The 22,603-nt window shown below is 64.1% G+C and carries 20 protein-coding genes and 1 tRNA gene; 8 read left to right on the top strand and 13 right to left on the bottom strand.

Annotated elements, in window-relative coordinates:
* Positions 1–2: 2 nt before the first annotated feature.
* The 7 genes from dusB to hflX all read left to right on the top strand — a co-directional run bounded on the left by dusB (position 3) and on the right by hflX (position 9,535).
* Positions 3–1,046, top strand: coding sequence for a tRNA dihydrouridine synthase DusB (gene dusB, locus AC1VVK_RS01965; protein WP_482904162.1), 1,044 nt, complete (start codon positions 3–5; stop codon positions 1,044–1,046).
* Complete coding sequence (locus tag AC1VVK_RS01960; protein WP_482904161.1) at positions 1,043–2,185, top strand: two-component system sensor histidine kinase NtrB; 1,143 nt, start codon at positions 1,043–1,045, stop codon at positions 2,183–2,185. Before dusB ends, AC1VVK_RS01960 begins: the two co-directional genes overlap by 4 nt.
* Positions 2,182–3,627, top strand: a complete 1,446-nt coding sequence (locus AC1VVK_RS01955) for a sigma 54-interacting transcriptional regulator (protein WP_482904160.1) — start codon at positions 2,182–2,184, stop codon at positions 3,625–3,627. Before AC1VVK_RS01960 ends, AC1VVK_RS01955 begins: the two co-directional genes overlap by 4 nt.
* Before the next feature lie 60 nt (positions 3,628–3,687).
* Positions 3,688–5,919, top strand: coding sequence for a sensor histidine kinase (locus AC1VVK_RS01950; RefSeq protein ID WP_482904159.1), 2,232 nt, complete (start codon positions 3,688–3,690; stop codon positions 5,917–5,919).
* A gap of 52 nt (positions 5,920–5,971) precedes the next feature.
* A complete protein-coding gene (gene ntrX, locus AC1VVK_RS01945) occupies positions 5,972–7,375 on the top strand; it encodes a nitrogen assimilation response regulator NtrX (RefSeq protein ID WP_482904158.1) in 1,404 nt (467 codons plus the stop codon).
* 221 nt (positions 7,376–7,596) lie between these two features.
* Positions 7,597–8,175, top strand: coding sequence for an RNA chaperone Hfq (gene hfq / locus AC1VVK_RS01940; protein ID WP_132385407.1), 579 nt, complete (start codon positions 7,597–7,599; stop codon positions 8,173–8,175).
* A gap of 19 nt (positions 8,176–8,194) precedes the next feature.
* A complete protein-coding gene (hflX, locus tag AC1VVK_RS01935; RefSeq protein WP_482904157.1) occupies positions 8,195–9,535 on the top strand; it encodes a GTPase HflX in 1,341 nt (446 codons plus the stop codon).
* Here the strand turns inward: hflX and mazG are convergent.
* The 11 genes from mazG to AC1VVK_RS01880 form a co-directional block, all read right to left on the bottom strand.
* The gene (gene mazG / locus AC1VVK_RS01930; RefSeq protein ID WP_482904156.1) at positions 9,512–10,297 is read right to left on the bottom strand and encodes a nucleoside triphosphate pyrophosphohydrolase; all 786 of its coding nucleotides are present in this window, start codon (positions 10,295–10,297) and stop codon (positions 9,512–9,514) included. The two genes, hflX and mazG, sit on opposite strands and share 24 nt — an antisense overlap.
* A gap of 11 nt (positions 10,298–10,308) precedes the next feature.
* Complete coding sequence (locus tag AC1VVK_RS01925) at positions 10,309–11,520, bottom strand: ISNCY family transposase (protein ID WP_482904155.1); 1,212 nt, start codon at positions 11,518–11,520, stop codon at positions 10,309–10,311.
* A 159-nt stretch (positions 11,521–11,679) separates the two neighbouring features.
* The gene (locus tag AC1VVK_RS01920; protein ID WP_482904154.1) at positions 11,680–11,865 is read right to left on the bottom strand and encodes a hypothetical protein; all 186 of its coding nucleotides are present in this window, start codon (positions 11,863–11,865) and stop codon (positions 11,680–11,682) included.
* A complete protein-coding gene (locus tag AC1VVK_RS01915; RefSeq protein ID WP_482904153.1) occupies positions 11,862–12,641 on the bottom strand; it encodes an MBL fold metallo-hydrolase in 780 nt (259 codons plus the stop codon). The genes AC1VVK_RS01920 and AC1VVK_RS01915 overlap by 4 nt, the downstream gene beginning before the upstream one ends.
* Positions 12,638–13,426, bottom strand: a complete 789-nt coding sequence (locus AC1VVK_RS01910; RefSeq protein ID WP_482904152.1) for a TatD family hydrolase — start codon at positions 13,424–13,426, stop codon at positions 12,638–12,640. Before AC1VVK_RS01910 ends, AC1VVK_RS01915 begins: the two co-directional genes overlap by 4 nt.
* Positions 13,426–14,991, bottom strand: coding sequence for a methionine--tRNA ligase (metG, locus tag AC1VVK_RS01905; RefSeq protein ID WP_482904151.1), 1,566 nt, complete (start codon positions 14,989–14,991; stop codon positions 13,426–13,428). The genes AC1VVK_RS01910 and metG overlap by 1 nt, the downstream gene beginning before the upstream one ends.
* Before the next feature lie 26 nt (positions 14,992–15,017).
* Positions 15,018–15,995: an AAA family ATPase gene (locus tag AC1VVK_RS01900; RefSeq protein ID WP_482904150.1), complete on the bottom strand. Its 978-nt coding sequence runs from the start codon at positions 15,993–15,995 to the stop codon at positions 15,018–15,020.
* Positions 15,992–16,642 carry a dTMP kinase gene (tmk, locus tag AC1VVK_RS01895; RefSeq protein ID WP_482904149.1) on the bottom strand — a complete coding sequence of 217 codons (651 nt, stop codon included), beginning with the start codon at positions 16,640–16,642 and terminating at the stop codon, positions 15,992–15,994. The genes AC1VVK_RS01900 and tmk overlap by 4 nt, the downstream gene beginning before the upstream one ends.
* Positions 16,639–17,802: a D-alanyl-D-alanine carboxypeptidase family protein gene (locus tag AC1VVK_RS01890; RefSeq protein ID WP_482904148.1), complete on the bottom strand. Its 1,164-nt coding sequence runs from the start codon at positions 17,800–17,802 to the stop codon at positions 16,639–16,641. Before AC1VVK_RS01890 ends, tmk begins: the two co-directional genes overlap by 4 nt.
* Before the next feature lie 62 nt (positions 17,803–17,864).
* Positions 17,865–18,806: an SPOR domain-containing protein gene (locus tag AC1VVK_RS01885; protein ID WP_482904147.1), complete on the bottom strand. Its 942-nt coding sequence runs from the start codon at positions 18,804–18,806 to the stop codon at positions 17,865–17,867.
* Complete coding sequence (locus AC1VVK_RS01880) at positions 18,790–19,839, bottom strand: lytic murein transglycosylase (RefSeq protein WP_482904146.1); 1,050 nt, start codon at positions 19,837–19,839, stop codon at positions 18,790–18,792. The genes AC1VVK_RS01885 and AC1VVK_RS01880 overlap by 17 nt, the downstream gene beginning before the upstream one ends.
* Positions 19,840–20,012: 173 nt before the next feature.
* Between AC1VVK_RS01880 and AC1VVK_RS01875 the strand changes: the two genes are divergently transcribed.
* A tRNA-Ser gene (locus tag AC1VVK_RS01875) sits at positions 20,013–20,102 on the top strand.
* Positions 20,103–20,193: 91 nt separating this feature from the next.
* Here AC1VVK_RS01875 and AC1VVK_RS01870 read toward each other — a convergent pair.
* Positions 20,194–21,420, bottom strand: a complete 1,227-nt coding sequence (locus AC1VVK_RS01870; protein ID WP_482904145.1) for a CaiB/BaiF CoA transferase family protein — start codon at positions 21,418–21,420, stop codon at positions 20,194–20,196.
* A gap of 373 nt (positions 21,421–21,793) precedes the next feature.
* The gene (locus AC1VVK_RS01865; RefSeq protein WP_482904144.1) at positions 21,794–22,579 is read right to left on the bottom strand and encodes an enoyl-CoA hydratase/isomerase family protein; all 786 of its coding nucleotides are present in this window, start codon (positions 22,577–22,579) and stop codon (positions 21,794–21,796) included.
* Positions 22,580–22,603 lie beyond the last annotated feature (24 nt).

Genomic DNA, 22,603 nt, shown 5'->3' with positions numbered 1-22,603 from the left:
TTATGAACGAACTTCCCACGCCACCGGCGGTCACGCCGATCGAGGTCGGACCGGTAAGGATCGACTGCCCGGTCGTGCTCGCGCCGATGACGGGGGTTTCGGACCTGCCGTTCCGGCGCATGGTCCGTAGCTTCGGTTCGGGCCTCAATGTCACCGAGATGATTGCCAGCCCGGCTGCCATCCGTGAGACTCGCGTTTCGCTTCAGAAGGCGATGTGGGATCCGGTAGAAGACCCGGTTTCGATGCAGCTTGTCGGTTGCGATCCGGAACAGATGGGCGAGGCGGCCAAGCTGGTCGAAGATCGCGGCGCGGCCATTATCGACATCAACATGGGCTGCCCGGTGCGCAAGGTCGTCAACGGCGATGCCGGCTCGGCACTGATGCGCGACGTGCCGCTGGCGAGGCACCTGATCGAGGCCACGGTCAAGGCCGTGAAAGTGCCTGTCACCGTCAAGATGCGCATGGGCTGGTGTCATGACAGCCTGAACGCCCCGGAGCTCGCACGCATTGCCGAGGATCTGGGCGCGAAGATGATTACCGTGCACGGCCGCACCCGCAACCAGATGTACAAGGGCTCTGCCGACTGGAGCTTCGTGCGCAAGGTGAAGGACGCGGTTTCGATCCCTGTCATCGTCAATGGCGACATCTGCGAGATCGGCGATGCCGCCACGGCGCTGGAGCAATCCGGCGCGGACGGCCTGATGATCGGGCGCGGTGCCTATGGCAAGCCCTGGGCTCTTGCGCAGGTCATGCAGTGGTGGCGCGGCAACGGCCTGCTTGCGGAGCCCGGCTTCGGCGCGCAGTACGAGATCATCCGCGAACATTACGAAGAGATGCTCTCCCACTACGGCCGCGAAACCGGCGTGAAGATGGCGCGCAAGCATCTTGGTTGGTACGTAAAGGGCATCAAGGGATCGGCCGAGTTCCGCAACCGCGTGAACTTTGTTGACGATCCCGACGTGGTTCTGGCCATGCTGGCCGAATTCTATGCGCCATTCCGGGATGAGCCGCGCGAGGCGAACGTCCTGCAACGCCAGGCCGCATGAACCTCGCGCCGGTCAATGCACGACCGGATGTCGGGCGGCTCATGGCCAGCCTGCCGCTCGCCGTTGTCGTGCTTGAACCCGGCCTCAGGATCGCGTCGCTCAATCCGGCGGCGGAGCAGTTTTTCGGCCAGTCGCTGCGGCGTCTTACCGGTAGTCCGCTGCGCGATGTGATGACGGTGCCTGACGGGCGTCTGCTGGAGCGGCTCGACGATTACGAGACGCCGGTTTCCGCGCGCGAAGTCACGGTTTCGATCCGGGGACGCGGCGTGCGGCGGATCGACGTGAACGTCGCGCCGGTTGCCGATACGCCGGGCTGGCAGGTGCTGACGATCCACGACAACAGCGCGACCGAGGCCATGGGCGACGATTCGGGAAGTGCAGACAATGCTGTCCTGCGCGGTCCCGAGATCATGGCGCATGAGATCAAGAACCCGCTGGCGGCCATTCGCGGTGCCGCGCAGCTGCTTTCGCGCCATGCGGGTGAGCGGGACATTGCGCTTACCGAACTGATTACGTCCGAAGTCGACCGCATCGCCAATCTGATCGAGCGCATGCAGAAGCTGTCGCGCCGGACCACGCCGCCGGTCGAACCCTGCAACCTGCACGAGGCCGCGCGCCGCGCGATCGACGTGATCGCGACGGCGCATGAAAGCACGGCCCGTAAAAACACGGCAACGGCCGTACGCATCGTCGAGGAATTCGATCCTTCGCTGCCTGCCGTTCTCGGCAGTTCAGACGCGCTGGTGCAGGTGATCATCAACCTCGTTTCCAATGCGCGCGAGGCCTGCCAAGGCGAAGCGGAGCCGCGCGTGGTGATCCGCACGCGGTTTGCCAGCGGCCTTCAGCTTCACACCACCGATTCGGGCGAGCCGGTGCGGCTTCCCGTCGAACTGCGCGTGACCGACAACGGCCCCGGCGTCGATGCGGCGATGCGCGATCATATCTTCGAGCCCTTCGTCACCACCAAGAAGGCGGGACAGGGGCTTGGCCTGCCGCTGGTGCGCAAACTCGTTCGCGACATGAACGGGCGCATCACGCACGAGCGCGACGACGAGGCGGGGCTCACGCATTTCCGCGTGCACCTGCCGCTGGCGCGCGAAACGCGCGGGCGGGCAAGCAGGAGGAAGGTCGCGCCATGAGTGTTCTGCTGGTCGAGGACGACGTCTCGATCGCCATCGTCATTACCGCTGCGCTTGAGGCGGAGGGGTTCTCCGTTGTCCATTGCCAGACCATCGCCGAGCGCGACCAGATGCTGGAAGATGGCTGCTTCGACGCGCTCGTCACCGATGTCATGCTGCCTGACGGCGACGGTATCGAGACGATAGGCCGCGTGCGCGATGCTCATCCGATGATGCCGATCATCATCCTCTCCGCACAGAACACGCTCGATACCGCCGTGCGGGCGAGCGATACCGGCGCCTTCGAATACTTCCCGAAGCCCTTCGACATCGACGAACTGGCGCGCACGGTCCGCCAGGCGGCGGGGGCGGGGAAGGGGCTTTCCCCCGCAGGCGACGAGCCGCTGGGCGACGGGTTGCCGCTGGTTGGCCGCAGTGTCGCCATGCAGTCCGTGTTCCGGATGATTACCCGGGTGCTGCGCAACGATCTGACCGTGCTGATCCTGGGCGAATCGGGAACCGGCAAGGAACTCGTGGCCGAGGCGATCCATAATCTGGGGCACCGCCGGGGTGGGCCGTTCATAGCGGTCAATACGGCCGCGATCCCTGCCGATCTCATTGAAAGCGAGCTTTTCGGTCATGAAAAGGGCGCCTTCACCGGCGCTGTCGCGCGCCATGTCGGCAAGTTCGAGCAGGCTTCGGGCGGTACGCTGTTTCTCGATGAGATCGGCGACATGCCGATGCAGGCGCAGACCCGGCTGCTGCGCGCGCTCCAGTCGGGCACCGTACGGCGCGTGGGCGGGCGCGAGGAAGTGCGGCTCGATGTCCGCATCGTGGCGGCCACCAACAAGGATCTCGAACCCGAGATCGCCGCCGGGCGCTTCCGCGAGGACCTCTATTACCGCCTCAATGTCGTGCCGATCCACATGCCGCCGCTGCGCGAGCGGCGGGACGACATCGATGTGCTGGCCCGGCATTTTCTCCAGCTTGCCGCTGGGGAAGGGCTGCCGCGCCGCCAGCTCAGCCCGGAGGCGGCGCAATTGCTGGCGCGGCAGGCGTGGCGCGGCAATGTCCGCGAACTGAAGAACTTCATCTACCGCCTCGCGCTGCTCGCGCGTGAGGACCTGATCGATACCGAGAGCGTGCAGGCCCTGCTCGTGCCCGAAGGCGCTGTCCCGGCCAATGGCTCCGGCCATGCACCGGACGACTGGAGCGGCACGGACAGCGGCGACGGAATCGCCGATGCCGTGTCGCGCTGGCTCGCGGCCGAGCGGCCCGCCAGCGGAACGATCTACGAAGCCGCCGTGGCGGCTTTTGAGCGTCCGCTGTTCTCGGAAGTGCTCCGTGAAACCGGCGGCAACCAGCTGCGCGCGGCACAGGCATTGGGCATAAATCGCAACACCTTGCGCAAGCGCCTCAGCGAACTCGCGCTCGATCCTGAGGAATTCACCCGTCGTTCATGATCCAGCCTTGATGGATTTGCTCTTGCAAACCGGCAACACTAGCGTTGTAACTTGGCCACGATGAGCGAAATCAAGGTCCGCAAGCGCGCTTGGCCGCGTTGGTGGCGGCGTGTCCAGATTGCGGCACGCCGGGCGAACTTCTTTGCCGTGATGGAAGTGGTCTCGGTCCTCGCCTTCCTGCTCGGCATGACGGCGGCGACCTGGATGGCGCTGGACAACGGGGACGACAAGCGCGCCCTGCTGCCTTCCAATCTCACGGCCACGCTGCTGATCGGAACACTGGTTCCGGCCATGGCGATCCTCGTGCTGTTCGGGCGCCGCATCGCCCTGCGCCGCGCGGCAGAACACATTGGCGGCACCGGGCAGATGCACGTCCGCATGGTGTTCATCTTCTCGCTGATCGCCGCGGTGCCGACGCTGCTGGTGGTGGTCTTCGCCTCGTGGCTGTTCCAGTCCGGCGTCGAGTTCTGGTTCTCCGATTCCTCGCGGGGGCTGCTGGAAAACGCCAACAAGCTGGCACGTGGCTATTACGAGCAGACGCAGCGGGACGTAGGCTACGAATCGGTCGCGATGGCGCAGGACACGCGCGTCATGCTGGGCGAATATCCGGTCGCGAGCCGCGAATTTCAGGCCTTCTTCGCCGATCAGGTGTTCCGCCGGAACCTTTCCGTCGCCGCGCTGATCCAGGTGGCCGGAGACGGCAGCCAGCGCACGCCAATCATTGTCGATCCGGATGGAAAGTCCGATTCCAAGCGGATCGGGCAGGACGTGCAGCAGCGGCTCCAGAAGGGCGAGCCCTACGTCGTGACCACCGATGCAAACCGGATCGTCGCGGCCGTGCCGATCGAGCGGCAATCCGGCGTCTATCTCTATGCCGCCCGAAGCAACGACCTGCTGGCGCTGAGTCAGGGCCAACGCGCGGAGAACGCGGAAAATATCGTTCAGGCCTACGAGGTTCTGACCAGTCGCGCCCGGGTGTTGCAATTACGCTTCAACATCGCGCTGTTCATCGCTTCGCTGGCGCTGGTCGGGCTGGCGGTGTGGGTCGCGCTGCGGTTCGCGGACCGGCAGGTCAAGCCGCTCTACGAACTGGTCGACGCCGCGCGGACCGTGGGCAGCGGCAACTTCGCGCTGCGGCTTGAAGGGCGTACCGGTACGGACGAGATCGGCCTACTCAACCGCGCGTTCAACCGCATGACGGCGCAGCTAGAGAAGCAGACCCAGGCGCTGCTGGGGGCCAATCGCCAGCTTCACGAACGCCGCGTGTTTATCGAGGCCGTGCTCGAATCGGTGACCTCGGGGATCATCTCGGTCGACAATCAACGGCGGATCCTGCTGATGAACAGCACCGCCTTGAAGCTGCTGACCGATCTTCCGCAGGCGCCCGAAGACTTGCCGCTGGACGATCTGGCGCCGCAGTTCGCCGCGCTGATCGACCAGAGCAGTTCGGGCGGGCTCGTCCAGTATCACCGCAAGGGCGATCTGCTGACTTTCGCTGTGAAGGTGACCCGCGATGCCACCGGCCACGTGCTCACGTTCGAGGATATCACGCGGCAATTGCTCGACCAGCGCACTGCTGCATGGTCGGACGTGGCGCGCCGCATCGCGCATGAGATCAAGAACCCGCTGACCCCGATCCAGCTGGCGACCGAGCGCCTCAGCCGCCGCTATCGCAAGCAGATCATCGACGATCCCGAACTGTTCGAAGACCTTACCCGCACGATCATCCGGCAGGTGGGCGAGCTTCGCAAGATGGTGGACGAGTTCTCCTCGTTCGCGCGCCTGCCGAAGCCGGTGTTCCGCAACGAGGACCCGGTCGCGCTGACGCGGCAGGCTTTGTTCCTTCAGGAAGTGGCCCGGCCCGATATCAACTTCCGCTTCACCAGCGATCCCGACATCGGCAGCATCGATTGCGACCGCCACCAGTTCGGGCAGGCGATGACCAACGTGCTCAAGAACGCGGTGGAGGCGATCGAGGCCAAGGCCAAGGATGCGCCGGAAGGCTATCACGGAACTATCGCCGTCGGGGTCGATGCACTGCCCGAAGCGATCCTCGTGCGCGTGGCCGACAACGGCATCGGACTCACGCAGGACCGTGAGCGGATCATCGAACCCTATGTCACCACGCGCGAAAAGGGCACCGGCCTCGGCCTCGCCATCGTCAACAAGATCATCGAGGAGCATGGCGGCGAAATGCAGTTCCTGCCGACCCCCGGCGGCGGCACCACGGTAACCATGCGCTTCGCCATCGATCCGACGGCCCAGGCGCGCAAGGCGGAGGCCGCCGAATGAATTCAGCGCGCTTTCCGCATTCCCATCCATTCAAGTCCAAGAAGATAGTGTCATGGCCCTCGAAATCCTGATCGTCGACGACGAGCGCGACATCCGCGAACTGGTCGCGGGTGTGCTGAGCGACGAAGGCTATGAATGCCGCACCGCCGGCGACAGCGAAGCGGCACTGGCCGCGATCGACGCCCGCCGCCCGTCGCTGGTGCTGCTCGATGTCTGGCTTCACGGCAGCCCGATGGACGGTCTGGAAGTGCTCGATGCGATCAAGGCGCGCGAACCGGGCTTGCCGGTCATTATTTTCTCGGGCCACGGCAACATCGACACGGCCGTCGCCGCGATCAGCCGCGGCGCGGTGGACTTCATCGAGAAGCCCTTCGAAGCCGAGAAGCTGCTCCACCTCGTCGGCCGCGCCACCGAGACCGAGCGCCTGCGCCGCGAAAATGCCCAGCTCCGTTCCGACTTCACCATGGGGGAGGAGTTCACCGGATCGAGCGGCTCGATCAACCAGGTGCGCGCGACGCTCAAGCGGGTCGCCAACACCGGCAGCCGCCTGCTGATCACCGGCCCCGCCGGTTCGGGCAAGGAAGTGGCCGCACGCCTGCTTCACGCCTGGAGCGCGCGGGCGGACAGCGCCTTCGTCAGCGTCAATTCGGCACGCATCACGCCCGAGCGCTTCGAACAGGAACTGTTCGGCGAAGAGAGCGAGGGCTCGCTGATCCGCCCCGGCCTGCTGGAAATGGCCGACGGCGGAACGCTCTATTTCGATGAAGTGGCGGATATGCCGCTTTCGACACAGGCACGCATCCTGCGCGTGCTGACCGATCAGGCCTTCGTGCGCGTGGGCGGCACCCGCCAGATCCGCGTCGACGTGCGTGTGGTTTCTTCCACTTCGCGCGATCTCGAAAAGGAAATCGTCGAGCGCCGGTTCCGTGAGGACTTGTTCTACCGCCTCAACGTGGTCCCGGTGTCGATCCCGGCGCTGCGCGAACGCCGGGATGACATTCCCTCGCTGATCGATCATTTCTTCGCGCGCTATGCCAACGAGCAGGGCGTTTCGCCGCCGCAAGTGAGCGCCGAGGCCATGACCGCGCTTCAGGCCTACGAGTGGCCGGGCAACGTCCGCCAGCTGCGCAACGTGGTCGAGCGGACAGTCATCATGGCCCCGCGCGAGAAGCTTGCCCGGATCGAGGTGGACATGCTGCCGCCCGAAATCTTCAGCAACCGGGCCGGCGGCGAGGCGGGCATCTCGGTGATGATGAGCGCACCGCTGCGCGAGGCTCGCGAGAGCTTTGAGCGGGAATATCTGCGGCTGCAAATCCGGCGCTTTTCGGGCAATATCTCCAAGACCGCCTCATTCATCGGCATGGAGCGCTCGGCCCTTCACCGCAAGCTGAAGCTCCTCGGCATGGCCGAGCGGCGCGAGGGCGAAGGTGAGGGCGAGGTGGACGACGAAATCTGATCGTGACGGGCTTGCGACAGGTCTACTGATAGGGGGAGGAGAGGGGGCAAGCTCGGAATTTCCCATTCCTTTCCGATCGTGTCATTGTACTGCTACATTTTTCGCGTTTACTGCATTGCAGCAAGTCGATAGGTTTCGATTCGCAAAAACGGCCTCTACCCCCCCGGAAGAGGCCAGATCGCGGCCCGCAAAAAGCGGGGCGCCAAAAAAAGGAGCAAGATATGGCTGGCCGCACGCTCACCGCGCGTCCTCGTCCCACCCCGGCCCCCGGCGATGAAACGCCTGAGGCGCCGGTTCCCGTTGCAGCCGGAACCTCGGCAGGCAAGGGGCAGAACCTTCAGGACCAGTTCCTGAACCTCCTGCGCAAGAACAAGACCCCGGTCACCATGTTCCTCGTCAAGGGCGTGAAGCTCCAGGGCATCGTTACGTGGTTCGACAACTTCTCGATCCTGCTCCGCCGCGACGGTCAGTCGCAGCTCGTCTACAAGCACGCGATTTCGACGATCATGCCGTCGACGCCGATCGACGCACGCCAGTTCTCGAATGGTGCGGAAAGCTCCAAGAAGACCCGCGTGCTGCAGGACGTGTTCCTCTCCAGCATCCGCAATGCCGGCGTTCAGGTGACGATGTTCCTGATCAACGGCGTCATGCTTCAGGGCCGCGTGGCGGCATATGACCTGTTCTGCATGCTACTGGAACGCGAAGGCTACGTTCAGTTGGCCTACAAGCATGCGGTTTCGACGATTCAGCCCGTGACTCCTGTCGATCTTCAGGCGCATGAAGAAGCCGACGAAGACTGACGAGAAAAGCTGAACCGATTTGAACGATGAACTGAAGGGTGAGGTCACGCGCGGCGCGCGTGCCCTCGTCGTATATCCGCAAATGCGGGGTCGATCTGACCTCGATCCCGAAGCCCGGCTTGAAGAGGCAAAGGGCCTTGCCCAGGCGATCGGCCTTGTTGTGGCCGAAGCCATGGCCATTCCGATCCGCGAACCCCGTGCCGGCACGCTGTTCGGCGAAGGCCAGATCCAGAATATCGGCGTTGCCTGCGAGTTGAACGAGGCCGAGCTGGTCATCGTCGACGGCTCGCTCTCGGCGATCCAGCAGCGTAATCTGGAGGAAAAGCTCAAGCGCAAGGTCATCGACCGCACCGGACTGATCCTTGAGATCTTCGGTGAACGGGCAGCCACGGCCGAGGGCCGTTTGCAGGTCGAACTCGCACACCTCGATTATCAGGCCGGTCGCCTCGTGCGCAGCTGGACGCACCTTGAGCGTCAGCGCGGCGGCTTCGGCTTCCTTGGTGGCCCGGGTGAGACGCAGATCGAGGCCGACCGCCGGATGATTCGCGACCGGATGAGCAAGATCCGCCGCGAGCTGGAACAGGTGCGCCGCACGCGCGGCCTGCACCGGGATCGTCGTGAGAAGGCGCCTTGGCCGGTGGTGGCGCTTGTCGGCTATACAAACGCTGGAAAATCTACGCTTTTCAATTACCTGACAGGTGCCGAAGTGATGGCACAGGATCTCCTGTTCGCCACGCTCGATCCCACCATGCGGGCGATCCGCCTGCCGGGCGTCGAAAAGGCGATCCTGTCGGACACCGTGGGCTTCATCTCGGACCTGCCGACCCAGCTCGTCGCGGCTTTCCGCGCGACGCTGGAGGAAGTGACCGCGGCGGACCTCATTCTCCACGTCCGGGATATCGCCAATCCCGATACCGAAGCGCAGAAGCGGCAGGTGCTGGACGTACTTGCCGACCTGGGCGTGCTTGGCACTGGCGAGGAGACGGCGGATGACGAGGACGTCGTACCCGCGATCCCGATGATCGAGGTCTGGAACAAGTGGGACCTGCTGGACGCGGAGCAGGCCGCCGAACTCAATGAGACCATCGCGCAGCGCAAGGGCGAGACGATCGCGCCGATCTCCGCACAGACCGGTTTGGGCTGCGACGCGCTGCTCGAAACCGTAGGCCTGGCGCTGACCGAGGATTCGAAGCTCTACACCTTCGTCCTGCCCGCCGCAGATGGCCAGCGCATGGCATTCCTCCACGCACGCGGCGAAGTCGTGTCCGAGGAGGATGCGGGCGAGGGCGAGGAGGGGCCCCTACTGCGTTTGCAGGTGCGCCTGTCCGAGCGCGAACTAGGCCGTTTCGGCGCGCTCTGACGCCTTGACGGCCTGCCAATAGGCTTCCTGCTCATCGAGCGAGAGCGCCGCAAAATCCCGGCCGTCGGTGGTGGCAAAAGCCTCCATCGCCCGGAAGCGGCGCTCGAACTTGGCATTGGCGGCGCGCAGGGCATCCTCGGGTGCGATGCCGTTCAGGCGGACGAGGTTGACGGCGGCGAACAGGAGGTCGCCGGCTTCCTCCAGCTTTTCAGCGTCGGAGGCTTCGGCCAGTTCGCCCATTTCTTCGGTCAGCTTCTCTGCCGCACCGCTGGGATCCGGCCAGTCGAAGCCGACGCGCGCGGCGCGCTTCTGGAGCTTCTCAGCCCGCATGAGGGCGGGCAGCGAGATGGCCACGCCGTCTATGGCGCTGGTTGCGCCTTTGTCCGCCCGTTCCTGGGCCTTGAGCTTTTCCCATCGCTCGGTCTGGGCATCGCCCGATGCTTCATCACCAAAGATGTGCGGGTGGCGCGCCTCCAGCTTGTCCGAAATGGCTGCTGCGACGTCCGCGAAAGCGAAGTGCCCGAGTTCCTCGGCCATGCGGGCGTGAAACACGACCTGAAGCAGCAGATCGCCAAGCTCGCCGCGCAAGTCGGCCAGATCATCACGCGCGATGGCGTCGGCGACTTCGTAGGCCTCCTCGATTGTATAGGGGGCGATGGTCGAGAAATCCTGCTCGCGGTCCCATTCGCAGCCCGAAACCGGGTCGCGCAGCTGCGCCATGATGCCGAGAAGGCGGTCGATCTGATGATGGTGCTGGGTCATGTCGAGCACACCTATAGCGGCGGCTTTCGGGGAGCGCACGCTTGCTGTGAGGGTCCTTGCGGAAGTCCGGTCAGGTGTTCCCGCAATTTAGAAAAGACACTTGCTGCGCAAGATAGAAATGTCACCGCTCGATACAGCAGGGGCAGCGCGTAGCCCGTCGGTTTTGCGCAGCGCTGACCCTGCTGGTGCAAAGGTCCATCGATCATGCGCCCCGGACCCGCTGCGTCAGCAGTCAGCAACGCGGCATCAAGGTGCTTGTTCTCAACAATCGCCGCCTGGTTCACCTGCCGGATCTTGTCGAACATCCGATAAGGAAGGGCAGTGCCCTCGTGCCGGATCTCCAGCGTCCCGTCCGGAAACTCGCAAACCTCGCCCCGCTTGCCCGCGAGCGGCCGGCTCACCGGGGTCGGCTCCAGAATGAACATCGCCTTGTTGTAATGCAGCGTCAGCGCCCGGGTCACCGAGCGCCATTCACGCCAGACCATCTCGGCCCGCAGATCTTCATGCGGCGCGAGCGGACGATGCAGGTCGCGCGCATCGAAGGGCGCTATGCCATCGCCCGTCGCCGAGGCGGTGTTGTTGCGGAATACCGAATGCTTGTCCGAATAGAACGCCACCGGCTTGCCGTGCGCCTCGATGTACGCCCGCGTCGCCTCCATGTAGGCAAACGTGCTCTCGCTCTCGACCATCCTGAGATGCATTAGCTCGCTGGTCGCATCGTCGATGTAGACGAGCAGGGTGCATTGCGGCCCACGATCCTCGAACCACCAGTGCTTCGAGCCGTCGATCTGGATCAGCTCGCCGCGACAATCCCGCCGGTAGCGCGGCTGATACGGCCGTGGCCGGCGCGCCTCGCGATCCTTCCATATGCCCGCCTTTATCATCCACTTCCGCAAGGTCTCGTGTGAAAGAGTGATGCCGTGCCGTTCGGCAAGATACTCGCTAATCAGGGTCGGTCCGAAATCGTGATAATGCTCGCGCACGAGGCTAAGCACTCGGTCACGGAAATCATCGCCGAGATCCCGGTAGCTGGTGCGGCCGCGCTTCCAGGAAACCAGCGCTTCAGGACCGTCAGCGCGCAATCGATCGAGCAGGCGGTAGACCTGGCGGCGGCTCAAGCCGAGCAGCATGGCGGTGTCTTCGATCCTCAGTTCGCCGCGATCGAACCGACGAAGCGTATCGTATCGTGAAAGCTCGCCATGGCTCATAGCCACCACCGACATAAGCGCGTCCTCTCAGCAAACAGGGAGGACTATGCCACCGGGACCACGAGACGTCCCAGCGTGGTGACATCTCTAAGTTGCGCTTACACCGGATCAGGATGATAATATGTATTATGTTAAATAATGGGTGGTTTGCAGGTGCCCCTTCAGTGCCGCCGGTCACTTGCGACTGTGCAGACCGAGCATCTGGATCAGCATTACCAGTCCAATGATGATCACGGCCCAGATCAGCGCGAGCTTGAGGCCTTTCGAAAATCCCAGCTGCCGAAACCGCGAATTGCTCGTAACCAGAATGAGCGCGCAAACGACCGAAATGACACCGACGATCGTTGCTGCATTGCTCATGGTTCGATCACCATCCCGTCATAGCCGACCAGCACGTTGTCCGGCACTTCGCCGCTCAGTGTGGCATAGTCCATGGACTTGTCGAGATGCGTGAGGACGGCCTTGCCGACCCGGCAGACCGAAGCCAGTTCCAGCGCCATGCCAAGGTGCGCATGCGTCGGATGCGGTTCGCGGCGGAGGCAATCGACCACCAGCAGATCCGCGCCGTAGCACAAGTCGATCATGCCTCTTGTGATTTCGCTGAAATCCGTCGCATAAACGACTGATTTTCCGTCACAATCGAAGCGGAATGCGGTTGATTCCGCCGGGCCGTGCGGCATCTGGACATGATCGACACGGAAGCCTTCGCAAAGGCGCAGAGTGTCGAGATTGTCGAGGCTGACCAGCGTCGGATAGCCGAACTGCCCCGCGAAAACGTAGCCGAAGCGCTGGCGCAGGCGGCGGACGGTTTCCGAGTTGGCGAATCCCGGGATCGGACCGGCGCGGCCATAGCGCAGCGGACGCATGTCATCGATGCCGTGGCAGTGGTCCGCGTGATCGTGGGTCCAGAACACGGCATCGATGCGGTGAATGTCGTTGGCGAGCAACTGCGCGCGCAAGTCCGTTGAGGTGTCGACGAGAATGCGGTTGCCGGCATCGCTTTCGAGCAGGATCGAGACGCGCGTGCGGCGGTTTTTCGGCTCGTTGGGATCGCAAAGGCCCCAATCTGCGCCGAATTCGCCGCCGAGGCGCGGCACGCCGGTCGACGTACCGCTACCAAGCATCACGACTTTCACGCGACTGCCTTTCGGTCCGCCTTGGTGAAGAGCGCGAAGAAGTTGCGCGACGTAACTTCTCCAAGCTGCTCGGCGCTTACACCGCGCAGATCCGCCACGAAGCGTGCGGTGTCGGCGGTATAGGCCGGTTCGCAGCGCTTGCCGCGATGCGGGACTGGCGCGAGGAACGGCGAGTCGGTTTCAACCAGCAGCCGATCCTCGGGAACGATCTTCACAACCTCCTGCAAGTCCTTGGCATTCTTGAAGGTTACGATGCCGGAGATCGAAATCGTGAGGCCAAGATCCAACACTTTGGCGCCGAAATCGGCGCTGGCGGTGAAGCAGTGGATCAGCGCCGGGAAGGCCCCCTTCCTCATCTCGTCCTCAAGGATGCGGAACGTATCCTCTTCCGCATCGCGGGTATGGATGATCAGCGGTAGCCCGGTTTCACGCGAGACCCGGATATGGGTGCGAAACAGCGCTTGCTGCACGTCCCGGTCCGACTTGTCGTAATAGTAGTCGAGGCCGGTCTCGCCGATGGCGATGACCTTGGGGTGCCGCGTCGCTTCGAGCAGCACGGCTTCGCCAAGGTCGGCATGCTGGTCCGCTTCATGCGGATGAATGCCGACCGAGGCCCAGACGTCCGGGATGCGCGCGGCCGTGCCGACCACGCGATCCCACTCGCTCTGCCGCGTCGAGATATTGAGGAAGCCCTTGATCCCGGCTGCACGGGCGCGATCGAGCACGCCCTGCTGGTCTTCGACAAGGCCTTCATATTCGAGATGGCAGTGCGAATCGATAAACATCAGGTGGTTGCTTCCGTTTCCTCGGGAAGTTCGAGACGCGGGAACACGCCTTGCGGCTTGTCGACCTTATAGCCGCTGGCGGCAAGAGTTGCGAACCAATCGGCGTCTTCCAACGCGGCATAGGTGCGCGCATCGGCGGCGATGCCCATCTGATCGAGCAGTGCGTCGATCGCGGTCGGCACGACGGGACGGACTGCAATGGCAAGGTCACGCACGACGCGGAACAGCGTCATCAGTACGGCTTCCATGCGCTCGGGATCGGACTTCCGCAGCGCCCAGGGCGCCTGCTCATCGACGTACTGGTTGCAGGCGAAGACGGCGCGCATCCAGGCTTCGAGGCCATCGCTGAAGGCGAGATCGGTGAAGCCCTTGCGCAGGCCGGCAATGCCATCGGCAACCGTTGCGAAGAGGGCCTTGTCTGCCTCGCCATCTTCGTAATCGGCCTTGATAGTCCCATCCATGTTCTTGAAAATCATGGAAAGACTGCGCTGGGCAAGATTGCCGAAGCTGTTGGCCAGTTCGGCATTGGCGCGCGTCACGATCGCTTCTGGTGACCACGAACCATCCTGCCCGAACGCGACTTCGCGCAGCAGGAAGTAGCGCACGGCATCGACGCCGAAGGTTTCGGCAAGCGCAATCGGATCGGTGACGTTGCCGAGCGACTTCGATTCCTTCTGCCCGCGATTGAGCAGGAAGCCGTGGCCGTAGACCTGCTTCGGCAGCGGCAGACCGGCGCTCATCAGGAAGGCAGGCCAGTAGACCGTGTGGAAGCGAACGATATCCTTGCCGATCAGGTGCAGATCGGCGGGCCAGTATTTCGCGTAATCGCCGCTCTCGTCGGGGAAGCCGAGGCCGGTGATATAGTTGGTCAGCGCGTCGACCCACACGTACATGACGTGGTTGTCGCTGCCGGGTACTTTGATGCCCCAGTCGAAGCTCGTGCGCGAAACCGAAAGGTCGCGCAGGCCGCCTTCGACGAAGCGCTGGATCTCGTTACGGCGCGTTTCCGGGCGGATGAAGTCGCCCGAATTGTAGAGTTCGAGCAGCTTGTCCTGATACTTCGACAGGCGGAAGAACCACGATTCCTCGACAGTCCATTCGACCGGCGTGCCTTGCGGAGAGAGCTTCGCGCCCTCCTCGCCTGCGACCAGTTCGGACTCGTCGTAGTAAGCCTCGTCGCGGACCGAGTACCAGCCCTCGTAACGGTCGAGATAGAGGTCGCCGTTGGCTTCCATCCGCCGCCACAGTTCCTGCGTCGCGGCATGGTGGCGCGGCTCGGTCGTGCGGATGAAGACATCGTAATCGATGTTAAGAGCAGCGCACATGTCAATGAAATGCTGCGACATTTCCGTTGCCAGCTCGCTCGGCGTGATGCCCAGATCGCGCGCCTTCTGCGCCATCTTCAGGCCGTGTTCGTCGGTTCCGGTCTGGAACCGCACGTCGAAGCCTTCCGCCTTGCGGTGGCGGGCGATGACGTCGGCGGCAATGGCCTCGTAGGCATGGCCGATATGCGGCTTGCCGTTGGGATACGAGATGGCGGTGGTGACGTAATAAGGCTCGGCCATGCGGCGTCGCAGTTCCTTGCTGGGTGTTATGGGCGAGCCGCTTCTCTAGGCATCGCGGCCGAAGCCAGCAACCCGCCAATTTCCATTATCAGGAGCCCGGCGTCGAAATTGTAGGTGGGAGCCTGCGCGGAAATCCGCATCAGGGTGCCATGCGCCTCGATCAGCGCGAGTTGCCGCGCGCGCGATGCTCCGGCCAGTTCGCCTACCAGCACGGTGCGCGCCAGTTCGAGCGCGGCAAGCTGACGGTCGCGCGCGGGGCGCGCGCCCATTTCGTCGGCAAGGGCGCCCCGCAGGTGATAGTCCCGGTCTCCCTCGTGAAGGATCCGCAGCATCAGTTCGTGGATCGGGCCGAGATCGTGCTCGACGAAGCTGAGCGCCATTCCCGGCGAGCCCTGCGCGGCCTTGATCGCCGCCTGCCGGGTCGTGGCGTCGGATTCGGGAATATCACGCCGGATCACCGCATCGAGTTCGGCTTCGCCCAGCGCGGCAAAGCGCAGCACGCGGCAGCGTGAGCGAACCGTGGGCAGAAGCCTGCCGGGCTGGTGGGTGACGAGCAGGAAGAAGGTACCCACAGGCGGCTCTTCCAGTGCCTTGAGCAGCGCGTTGACCGCGCTTTTCTCCAGTTCGTCGGCCGGATCGATGACGATCGCGCGGCGTTCGCCCAGTGTCGGCTTGGTCGTGAGGCGGCGGATCATCTCACGCACCTGATCGACCGAGATGCTGCGCTTGGCTTGCCAGGGCTTGCCCTCGGCCTTCTTCTTCGCCTCGTCGTCGTTGGCGGGAAGCGCCTGAAGCACGTGAATGTCGGGATGTGATGCCGGATCGGGCCGGGGCTGGCCGGACAGGCGCACCAGTTCGGCGGCGGCGGTGCGCGCGAAGGCCCGCTTGCCGAGCCCGCGCGGACCGGCGAGCAGCCAGGCGTGATGCATCCGCTCCGAACCGATCGCGGAGATCCATTCGTGCCAGGCGTCGCGCTGGCCGATGAAAGGCAGGTCGTCGCTCAAGCGCGCGGTTCCGGAGTGCCGGATATCAGGGGTTCCAGCGCAGCCATGGCATAGGCCACGGTCTGTTCCGGGGTGCCGTTCCCGTCGATGCGGGCAAAGCGCGTTGGCTCGGCTTCGGCAAACCGGGCGAATGCCTCGGCCACGCGGGCGTGATAGGCCGCTTCTCGGCCGCCGATGCGGTCCGTTCCTTCGGTGTCGCGCCGCGCAAGGCGGGCGCCCGAAACCTCGGGCGAGACTTCGAACAGCAGAGTCAGGTCGGGCAAGAGGCCTTCGCTGCCGATCGCATGAAGCGTGCGGATATCGGCATCGGAAAGTCCGCTGCCGCCGCCCTGATAAGCGCGGCTCGAATCGAGATAGCGGTCGCAGATAACCCACGCGCCGCGTTCCAGCGTGGGGCGGATCAGTTTCTCGACATGGTCGGCGCGCGCTGCCGCGAAGAGCAGCGCTTCGGCGCGGGCGCCCCAGCCGTCACCCTCGGCATGAAGCAGCAGGTTGCGGATCGCCTCCGCGCCTTGCGTGCCGCCGGGCTCGCGGGTGGTGACCACCTCGATCCCGCGCGCGCGCAGTGCTTCGGCTAAGAGCCGGGCCTGGGTGGACTTGCCCGCCCCTTCCCCGCCCTCAAGCGCAATGAATTTCCCCCGGCTCATGCGAAGAGATTGATAAGCCCGTTCCACAGCCTGTCCAGCGGCCCGCCAACGGCGACATCGCGGGCAGCGTAGAGCGGGACGTGGCCGGGAGCGAGACCGTCGACCTTGATTTCAAGCTGGCCGACTTCGTCACCCTTGCGGATCGGTGCCTGCAACGGCCCCTTGTAGTGGACGGCGAGCGTGATCTTCGGATTGTCGCCCTTGGGCAGCGTGGCGTGGACTTCACGATTGGCGACAAGCGGCACCGAGCGGGCATCGCCGCCCTGCACCGCGGCCTCGGTCACCGGCTGCCCCTGATCGAACAGATGGCGCGGCGTCCAGGCGGAGAAACCCCATTCGAGCAGGGCACGCGCCGCCACGTCGCGCTGCTTGGGCAAGGGCGAGGCGGCGAGCACCATGACAAGGCGGCGGCCGTCACGCTCGGCCGTGCCGAGGAAGTTGTAGCCGGCCTCGCGGGTGTAACCGGTCTTGATGCCGTCCGCGCCGGGGACCACGCCCACCGTCGGGTCATGGCTGCGCATGGCGACATCGCGCCAGAAGTAGTGCTTTACGCCCGAAAACTCGCGGTAAAGCGCGGGGTGACGGATGATCATGGCATCGGCCAGCCGCACCAGATCGCTGGCGGTGACGTAAGTGTTGCCCTCGTCCATCCAGCCGTTCGGCGTGTTGTAATGGCTGCGCGTCATGCCGAGCCGCCGTGCCGCGTCGTTCATCTTCGCGGTCCAGCCGGGAATGCTGCCCGCGTAGCCTTGGGCCAGCACGATGGCGCCGTCGTTCGCCGAGGCGGTCATGATGCCGTGGAGCAGGTCCGCCGTGGTGGGGTGGTCCTTCTCGGTCAGGTACATCGACGTGCCCTTGGCGAACCACTCGTGCGCCGTTTCGGGACGGACGGAGAACCGGCGGTCGATCGGCAGACGGCCCGCGTCGATCTCCTCGAAGGCGACGAACGCCGTCATCACCTTGGTCACCGAGGCAGGCAGGAAAGGCACGTCCGGATGGCGCTGGACCAGCACCTGCCCCGAACCAAGGTCGACCAGCAGGCTGACGGGAATCCCCTCAAGCTCCGGCGGAGGCGTCGGAATGGCGGCATTGGCCGGCACACCCAGCGCAAGGGCCAGCGCGGGAACGAGATAGCGGGCGGACTTCGGGAACAACTTCAAGACGCGACTTCTCCCGGCGCATCCTTGGCGGATGGCTGATGCGGGTGGTGCGCGCCGCAAGACTAGTCGGTGCGCGAGATTCGTGCGTCGCTATACCCTGCCGCGCGGGCCTTCTCCAGCGCTGCGGCAGCTTGTGCACCATTTGCGAAGGGGCCGAGGTGAACGCGCCAGAACTTGCCTGCGGGCGTGACCTGGGCGCCAAGGCCGCTGGCCGCCTTGCGGGCGTTGGCCTCGACGGAAAACGTGCCGACTTGAACAACTTGCGTGCCCTTTACGGGAGCAACAACAGTGGGTTTCGGAATGGGCTTGGGGGTGGGCTTCGGAGCGGGAACGACGGGAGCAATCGGCTTGGGCTCGATTGTTGGCACAGGCGGCTTCCGTACCGGAGCGGCGGCGGCCAATGCGGATGCGGGGCTCCTTGGCATCGTCGGCGGGGTCGAGGGAGGAGGCAGCAACGGTGATTGGTCGGCAAGCTTGCGGCGCAAAACCTTCAGCAGGCCGTCCGGCGTCGCCATGCGTTCGGGCGCCCGGCCGCCGCTGCGCAGAAGGGCGCGCTCGGCCTCGGGAGGGTTGACCCGGCGCACGCGAACGGCGCTGTGGGCGTCAGCGGCGATCCCCAGTTGCGCGGCGGCATCGGCCGAGAGTTCCATCAGCGCATCATTCGTCATCGGCCCGCGCCGGGTGATCCGCACGAGAATCGTCCGGCCGCTGTCGAGCGCGGTCACCTCGGCATAGCTGGGCAGCGGCAGCGTCTTGTGTGCGGCCGTTATGCCTGCCCCGCCGCCCTCTCCCACCTGGGCATAACCCACGGCGTCGTAATTGAGTTGATCCTCAGGGGTCCAGGTCGTGCCGCCGATGGCGAACGGTTCGCCAACGACAACCGGATAGTCGGCTGCCGGTCCGCTGACGGGCGGCGACGGCGGATTGCTCTTGGCGGTTGCGGGAACGGTGGTCAGGAATATCAGCGCCGCGAGCGGCAGCGCATGGTTAACGGGCAATCTCATCTGCAAGCAACCCAACGGACAATGCGTAGTAGTTCGAGCAGTTGTACTGGAGGATCACCCGATAATTCCCGGTTAACAGATAGGCAGGCGTCCCCGGACCGTCAGGCTGGAACAGAGAGGCTTGCACGTTATCGCCGATAGGCCCGAGAGCATTAACGCCAAGCGCGCGCCATTCGGCCACGCTCTTCCACTGCGAATGACGAGCATGGACTTGCGTGCAAGTGGGCGCCGAAAGCTTCGAGCCATAGGAACCGATCGAGAAACCGGCCGGCAACGAGGCGCGTACGCCCCAGGGTTGGCCCGGTCGCCAGCCCGCATCGCGGAAATAGTTCGCGATCGAGGCCAGCGTATCCGCCGGGCTGGAGAAAATGTCGCGCGTGCCGTTGCCGTCACCATCGGCGGCGAGGCGCAGATATACGCTCGGCAGAAACTGCGGATAACCGAAGGCCCCTGCCCAGCTTCCCTTGAGCTTGTAGGTCGGCACGCCTTGATCGACCATCTTCATCAGCGCGATCAGCTCGTTTTCGAAGAGCTGGCGGCGGCGCCCCTCCCACGCCAGCGTCGCCAGCGAGCGGGCAAGGTCGAAATCGCCGACATAGCTGCCGTAATTGGTCTCATGCCCCCAGATCGCGAACAGCATCTTGGCGGGAACGCCGTAGCGCCGCTCTATCGAGGGAAGAATCGAGGCGTTCTGCGCGTAGCGATCGCGCCCCCGGGCGATGATGCTGGGGCCGACATGCTGGGCGATGTAAGGCGCCACCGGCGGCGGCGCGCTGCTGCGGTTGGGCTGCGCGCTATCGAGCGCGATCACACGGTCGTTAGGCGTAAGGCCGGTGAGGACCTGCGAAATCGTGCTTGCGCTGACGCCTTCCCGCCGGGCGCGGGCCGCCACCGATTGCAGGTAGACGTCGAAACTCTGCCCACCAACACTCTGCACCACCGGCTGCGCATCGACCGACGAAAGCGGTACGAGAGCAAGGGCTGCTGCAAGAAACGGAAGACGCAGGGACCGAAGCTTCGAAGAACAACTCATCACGCCTAAATCTTGCACAATGCGCCGGCGATGCAAATGGGCCGAACGTCTCAGCCGTGGACAGCCGCCGCAAATGGGCTGCATTCCATCCCGATCGTCGTTTCCGGATCGGGTGGTTTCGGTGCCGCCCCTCTTGCAAGGCGCTCGCTTTTCGCTATGCGCGTTGCCGAAGCGGACAGGTGGCCGAGTGGTTTAAGGCAGCGGTCTTGAAAACCGCCGTGGGTGCAAGCTCACCGTGGGTTCGAATCCCACCCTGTCCGCCAAATGACCCCCGGAACATCCCAAAACAGCTATTTTTCGCCACAGGGTACACGGCACCACGCCGTGCACCGATGCACGGCGTGGTAACAATAGTTAGGCGATCGCCCCCTGTGCTTTGAGCGCCTCGATTTCATCCCATTCGACACCAAGTTCCATCAGGAACGTCTCGGTATGCTCGGAAGCCTGAGGCGCGCGGGTGGTTTCCACGGGCTGGTGGTTGAATTGAACCGGCCCGCGAACCAGTTTGAGCGGAGCGCCGCCGTCGGCCGCTTCCACCTCGATGAGCATGTCGTTTGCCAGCGCCTGTTCGTCGCTTGCAAGGTCGAGCAGGCTCTGGAACGGCGCCCATTGGCCGGTGAAGGTCTTGAGGTGCTGCCGCCAATACTGGAAGGGACGCTCGGCGAATTTGCGGGTGAGGATGTCGCTGGCCTCTTTCCAGTTTTCCATCAGGCCCTGAACATTGGCAAAGCGCGGATCGTCGGCGGCTTCCGGCGCACCCACATGCTCGAACATGCTGCGAATATGCGGACCCGGCGTGAGCGTGCAGAGGTTGATGGTGCCACCATCGGAGGTGCGGAAATTGCCCATGAAGGGATTGCCCGCCTTTCCGCCCGATGAGGGCATAGGCACGCGCATGACTTCGTTGTGTTCGATGAACTGGTCGACTGCGGCGCCGGCGGCCCACCATGCCGTACTGATCAGCGATACGTCGACCTCCAGGGCCTCCCCCGTGCGGTCACGATGGAAGAGAGCGGCCGAAATGCCCCCGGCGATATTCATGCCGCCCGACGAGTCACCGAATGCCGGAATACCCTGCGACAGGGGGCCGTCCAGACCGTCAGGACTCATCGAATAGCCGACGCCGCTGCGCGCCCAGAATGCGGTGCCGTCGAAGCCGCCGACCTCCCGCTCAGGACCCTTGTCACCGTAAGCGCTTCCGCGCGCATAGATGATTTTGGGATTGGCAGCGCGAATCTGTTCGACATCGATGTTCAGCTTGCGCCGATGCTGTGGGAGGTAATTGGTAAGGAATACATCCGCCGTCGCGGCGATCCGGTAGATGAGTTCCTGCCCCTCGGGTGTCGAGATGTCGATCCCGACGCTCCGCTTGCCGCGATTGGGATGCTCCATCAGCGTATTGCGGCGCGGATCGACCCGTTGGCCACCGAGATTGACAATCCCGCGCATCGCGTCCCCGCGAACCGGGTGCTCGATCTTGATGACGTCGGCTCCCCAATCGGCGAGTATCCCACCCGCCGACGGGACGAACGTATGTTGCGCCACTTCCAGAACGCGGATTCCCTGCATTACTTTCGTCATTCGTTCGGTATCCTCTCCGTCGCAGCCGCGGGTTCCGGAAACGCTGCCATTGCAAGTCGTTGGGGGATCGCAAATTGGCGGCGTGGCCGACTACGCGTGCTCACTCTGTCGGCGCATAAGCAAGCGCCGACATGCTCATGGGCTTGGCTGTATCGGCATCATCCCGAGCGTCCTACGGGTAGTGGTTCGCCATGACGATTTCGGCAGACATCCGACAGCAGGGAAGACGTCGCGCGGCTTCGAGGAACGCTTCCCAACTCGCATCAGCTGCGGAAAGTCGCGAATTTTTACAGAAAGCTGGTCTGTTGCATGATACGGGTAGAGCCACGTTCGTCTGAACGTCCTCAGTTCGGTCCTATTTGGAGCGCGCGGATCAATCTTCGAGACCGTCCGGAACCCAGCTGGGTGCCCGCTTCTCGATGAAGGCTCGCATGCCTTCGCGCGGTTCCTGCGAGTTCTGTAGCGACCAGAACATCGTCTGATAATCGATCGGCCGATAATGTTCGTTGAGCAGCCGCTTTGTATGCATCCGGGCCTCCGGCGCGGTCCGCAGGATTTCGGTGGCCGCCTTCCGGGCCTCGTCGTGAAGGCGCTCGTGCGGCACAACGCGGGAAATCAGGCCGATGCGCAGTGCCTCCCCGGCGTCAATGGTCCGGGCACTGAGCAGGAGATCGCGAGCGACCGCCATTCCCACATGCAAGGGCAGCGTCGCCGCATAGGTTGCATCGATCAGCCCCCTCAGCAGCTCGGGAACGCGGAACGTCGCGCGATCGCTGACCACTGCAATGTCCGACATCATGGCGGTCAGGAGACCACCGGCCTGACATATTCCGTTTACCGCCGAGATGATCGGCGCGGTGCTTTCGCGGATCGCGATAAAGGGCAGCGTCTCATAGGTCAGGCCCGTCGGCACGGGTTCGTCACCTTCGACCTTTCGGCCGCCCATGTCGCCGCCGGGGGCAAAGACATCGCCGGTGCCGGTGATGATAAGAGCCCTTGCTTCCTTGTCGGTGTTGACCAGGCGAACGGCCCGTTTGAGGCCGAGGTACATCGCAGGCGTCATGGCATTGCGCGCTTCGGGCCGATCGATGATGCACCAGGCAAGCGGACCTTCCCGCTCTATGCGAAGCCCGCCCGTACCCAGATTCCAGTCGTCCATGAAATGCATTCCTCCACCCGGTGT

The organism is Novosphingobium sp. BL-S-32, from assembly GCF_056857055.1.
Note: the sequence above shows the minus strand (reverse complement) of the source record. Positions and strands in the feature narration are given on the sequence as shown.

Coding starts and splice junctions, on each gene's coding strand:
- ntrX (WP_482904158.1), top strand. CDS start 5,972: ATGGCCCTCGAAATCCTGATCGTCGACGACGAGCGCGACATCCGCGAA.
- metG (WP_482904151.1), bottom strand. CDS start 14,991: ATGGCCGAGCCTTATTACGTCACCACCGCCATCTCGTATCCCAACGGC.
- AC1VVK_RS01865 (WP_482904144.1), bottom strand. CDS start 22,579: ATGGACGACTGGAATCTGGGTACGGGCGGGCTTCGCATAGAGCGGGAA.
- hfq (WP_132385407.1), top strand. CDS start 7,597: ATGGCTGGCCGCACGCTCACCGCGCGTCCTCGTCCCACCCCGGCCCCC.
- AC1VVK_RS01960 (WP_482904161.1), top strand. CDS start 1,043: ATGAACCTCGCGCCGGTCAATGCACGACCGGATGTCGGGCGGCTCATG.
- dusB (WP_482904162.1), top strand. CDS start 3: ATGAACGAACTTCCCACGCCACCGGCGGTCACGCCGATCGAGGTCGGA.
- AC1VVK_RS01955 (WP_482904160.1), top strand. CDS start 2,182: ATGAGTGTTCTGCTGGTCGAGGACGACGTCTCGATCGCCATCGTCATT.
- AC1VVK_RS01925 (WP_482904155.1), bottom strand. CDS start 11,520: ATGTCGGTGGTGGCTATGAGCCATGGCGAGCTTTCACGATACGATACG.
- tmk (WP_482904149.1), bottom strand. CDS start 16,642: ATGAGCCGGGGGAAATTCATTGCGCTTGAGGGCGGGGAAGGGGCGGGC.
- AC1VVK_RS01950 (WP_482904159.1), top strand. CDS start 3,688: ATGAGCGAAATCAAGGTCCGCAAGCGCGCTTGGCCGCGTTGGTGGCGG.
- mazG (WP_482904156.1), bottom strand. CDS start 10,297: ATGACCCAGCACCATCATCAGATCGACCGCCTTCTCGGCATCATGGCG.
- AC1VVK_RS01870 (WP_482904145.1), bottom strand. CDS start 21,420: ATGACGAAAGTAATGCAGGGAATCCGCGTTCTGGAAGTGGCGCAACAT.
- AC1VVK_RS01880 (WP_482904146.1), bottom strand. CDS start 19,839: ATGAGTTGTTCTTCGAAGCTTCGGTCCCTGCGTCTTCCGTTTCTTGCA.
- AC1VVK_RS01885 (WP_482904147.1), bottom strand. CDS start 18,806: ATGAGATTGCCCGTTAACCATGCGCTGCCGCTCGCGGCGCTGATATTC.
- AC1VVK_RS01910 (WP_482904152.1), bottom strand. CDS start 13,426: ATGTTTATCGATTCGCACTGCCATCTCGAATATGAAGGCCTTGTCGAA.
- AC1VVK_RS01920 (WP_482904154.1), bottom strand. CDS start 11,865: ATGAGCAATGCAGCAACGATCGTCGGTGTCATTTCGGTCGTTTGCGCG.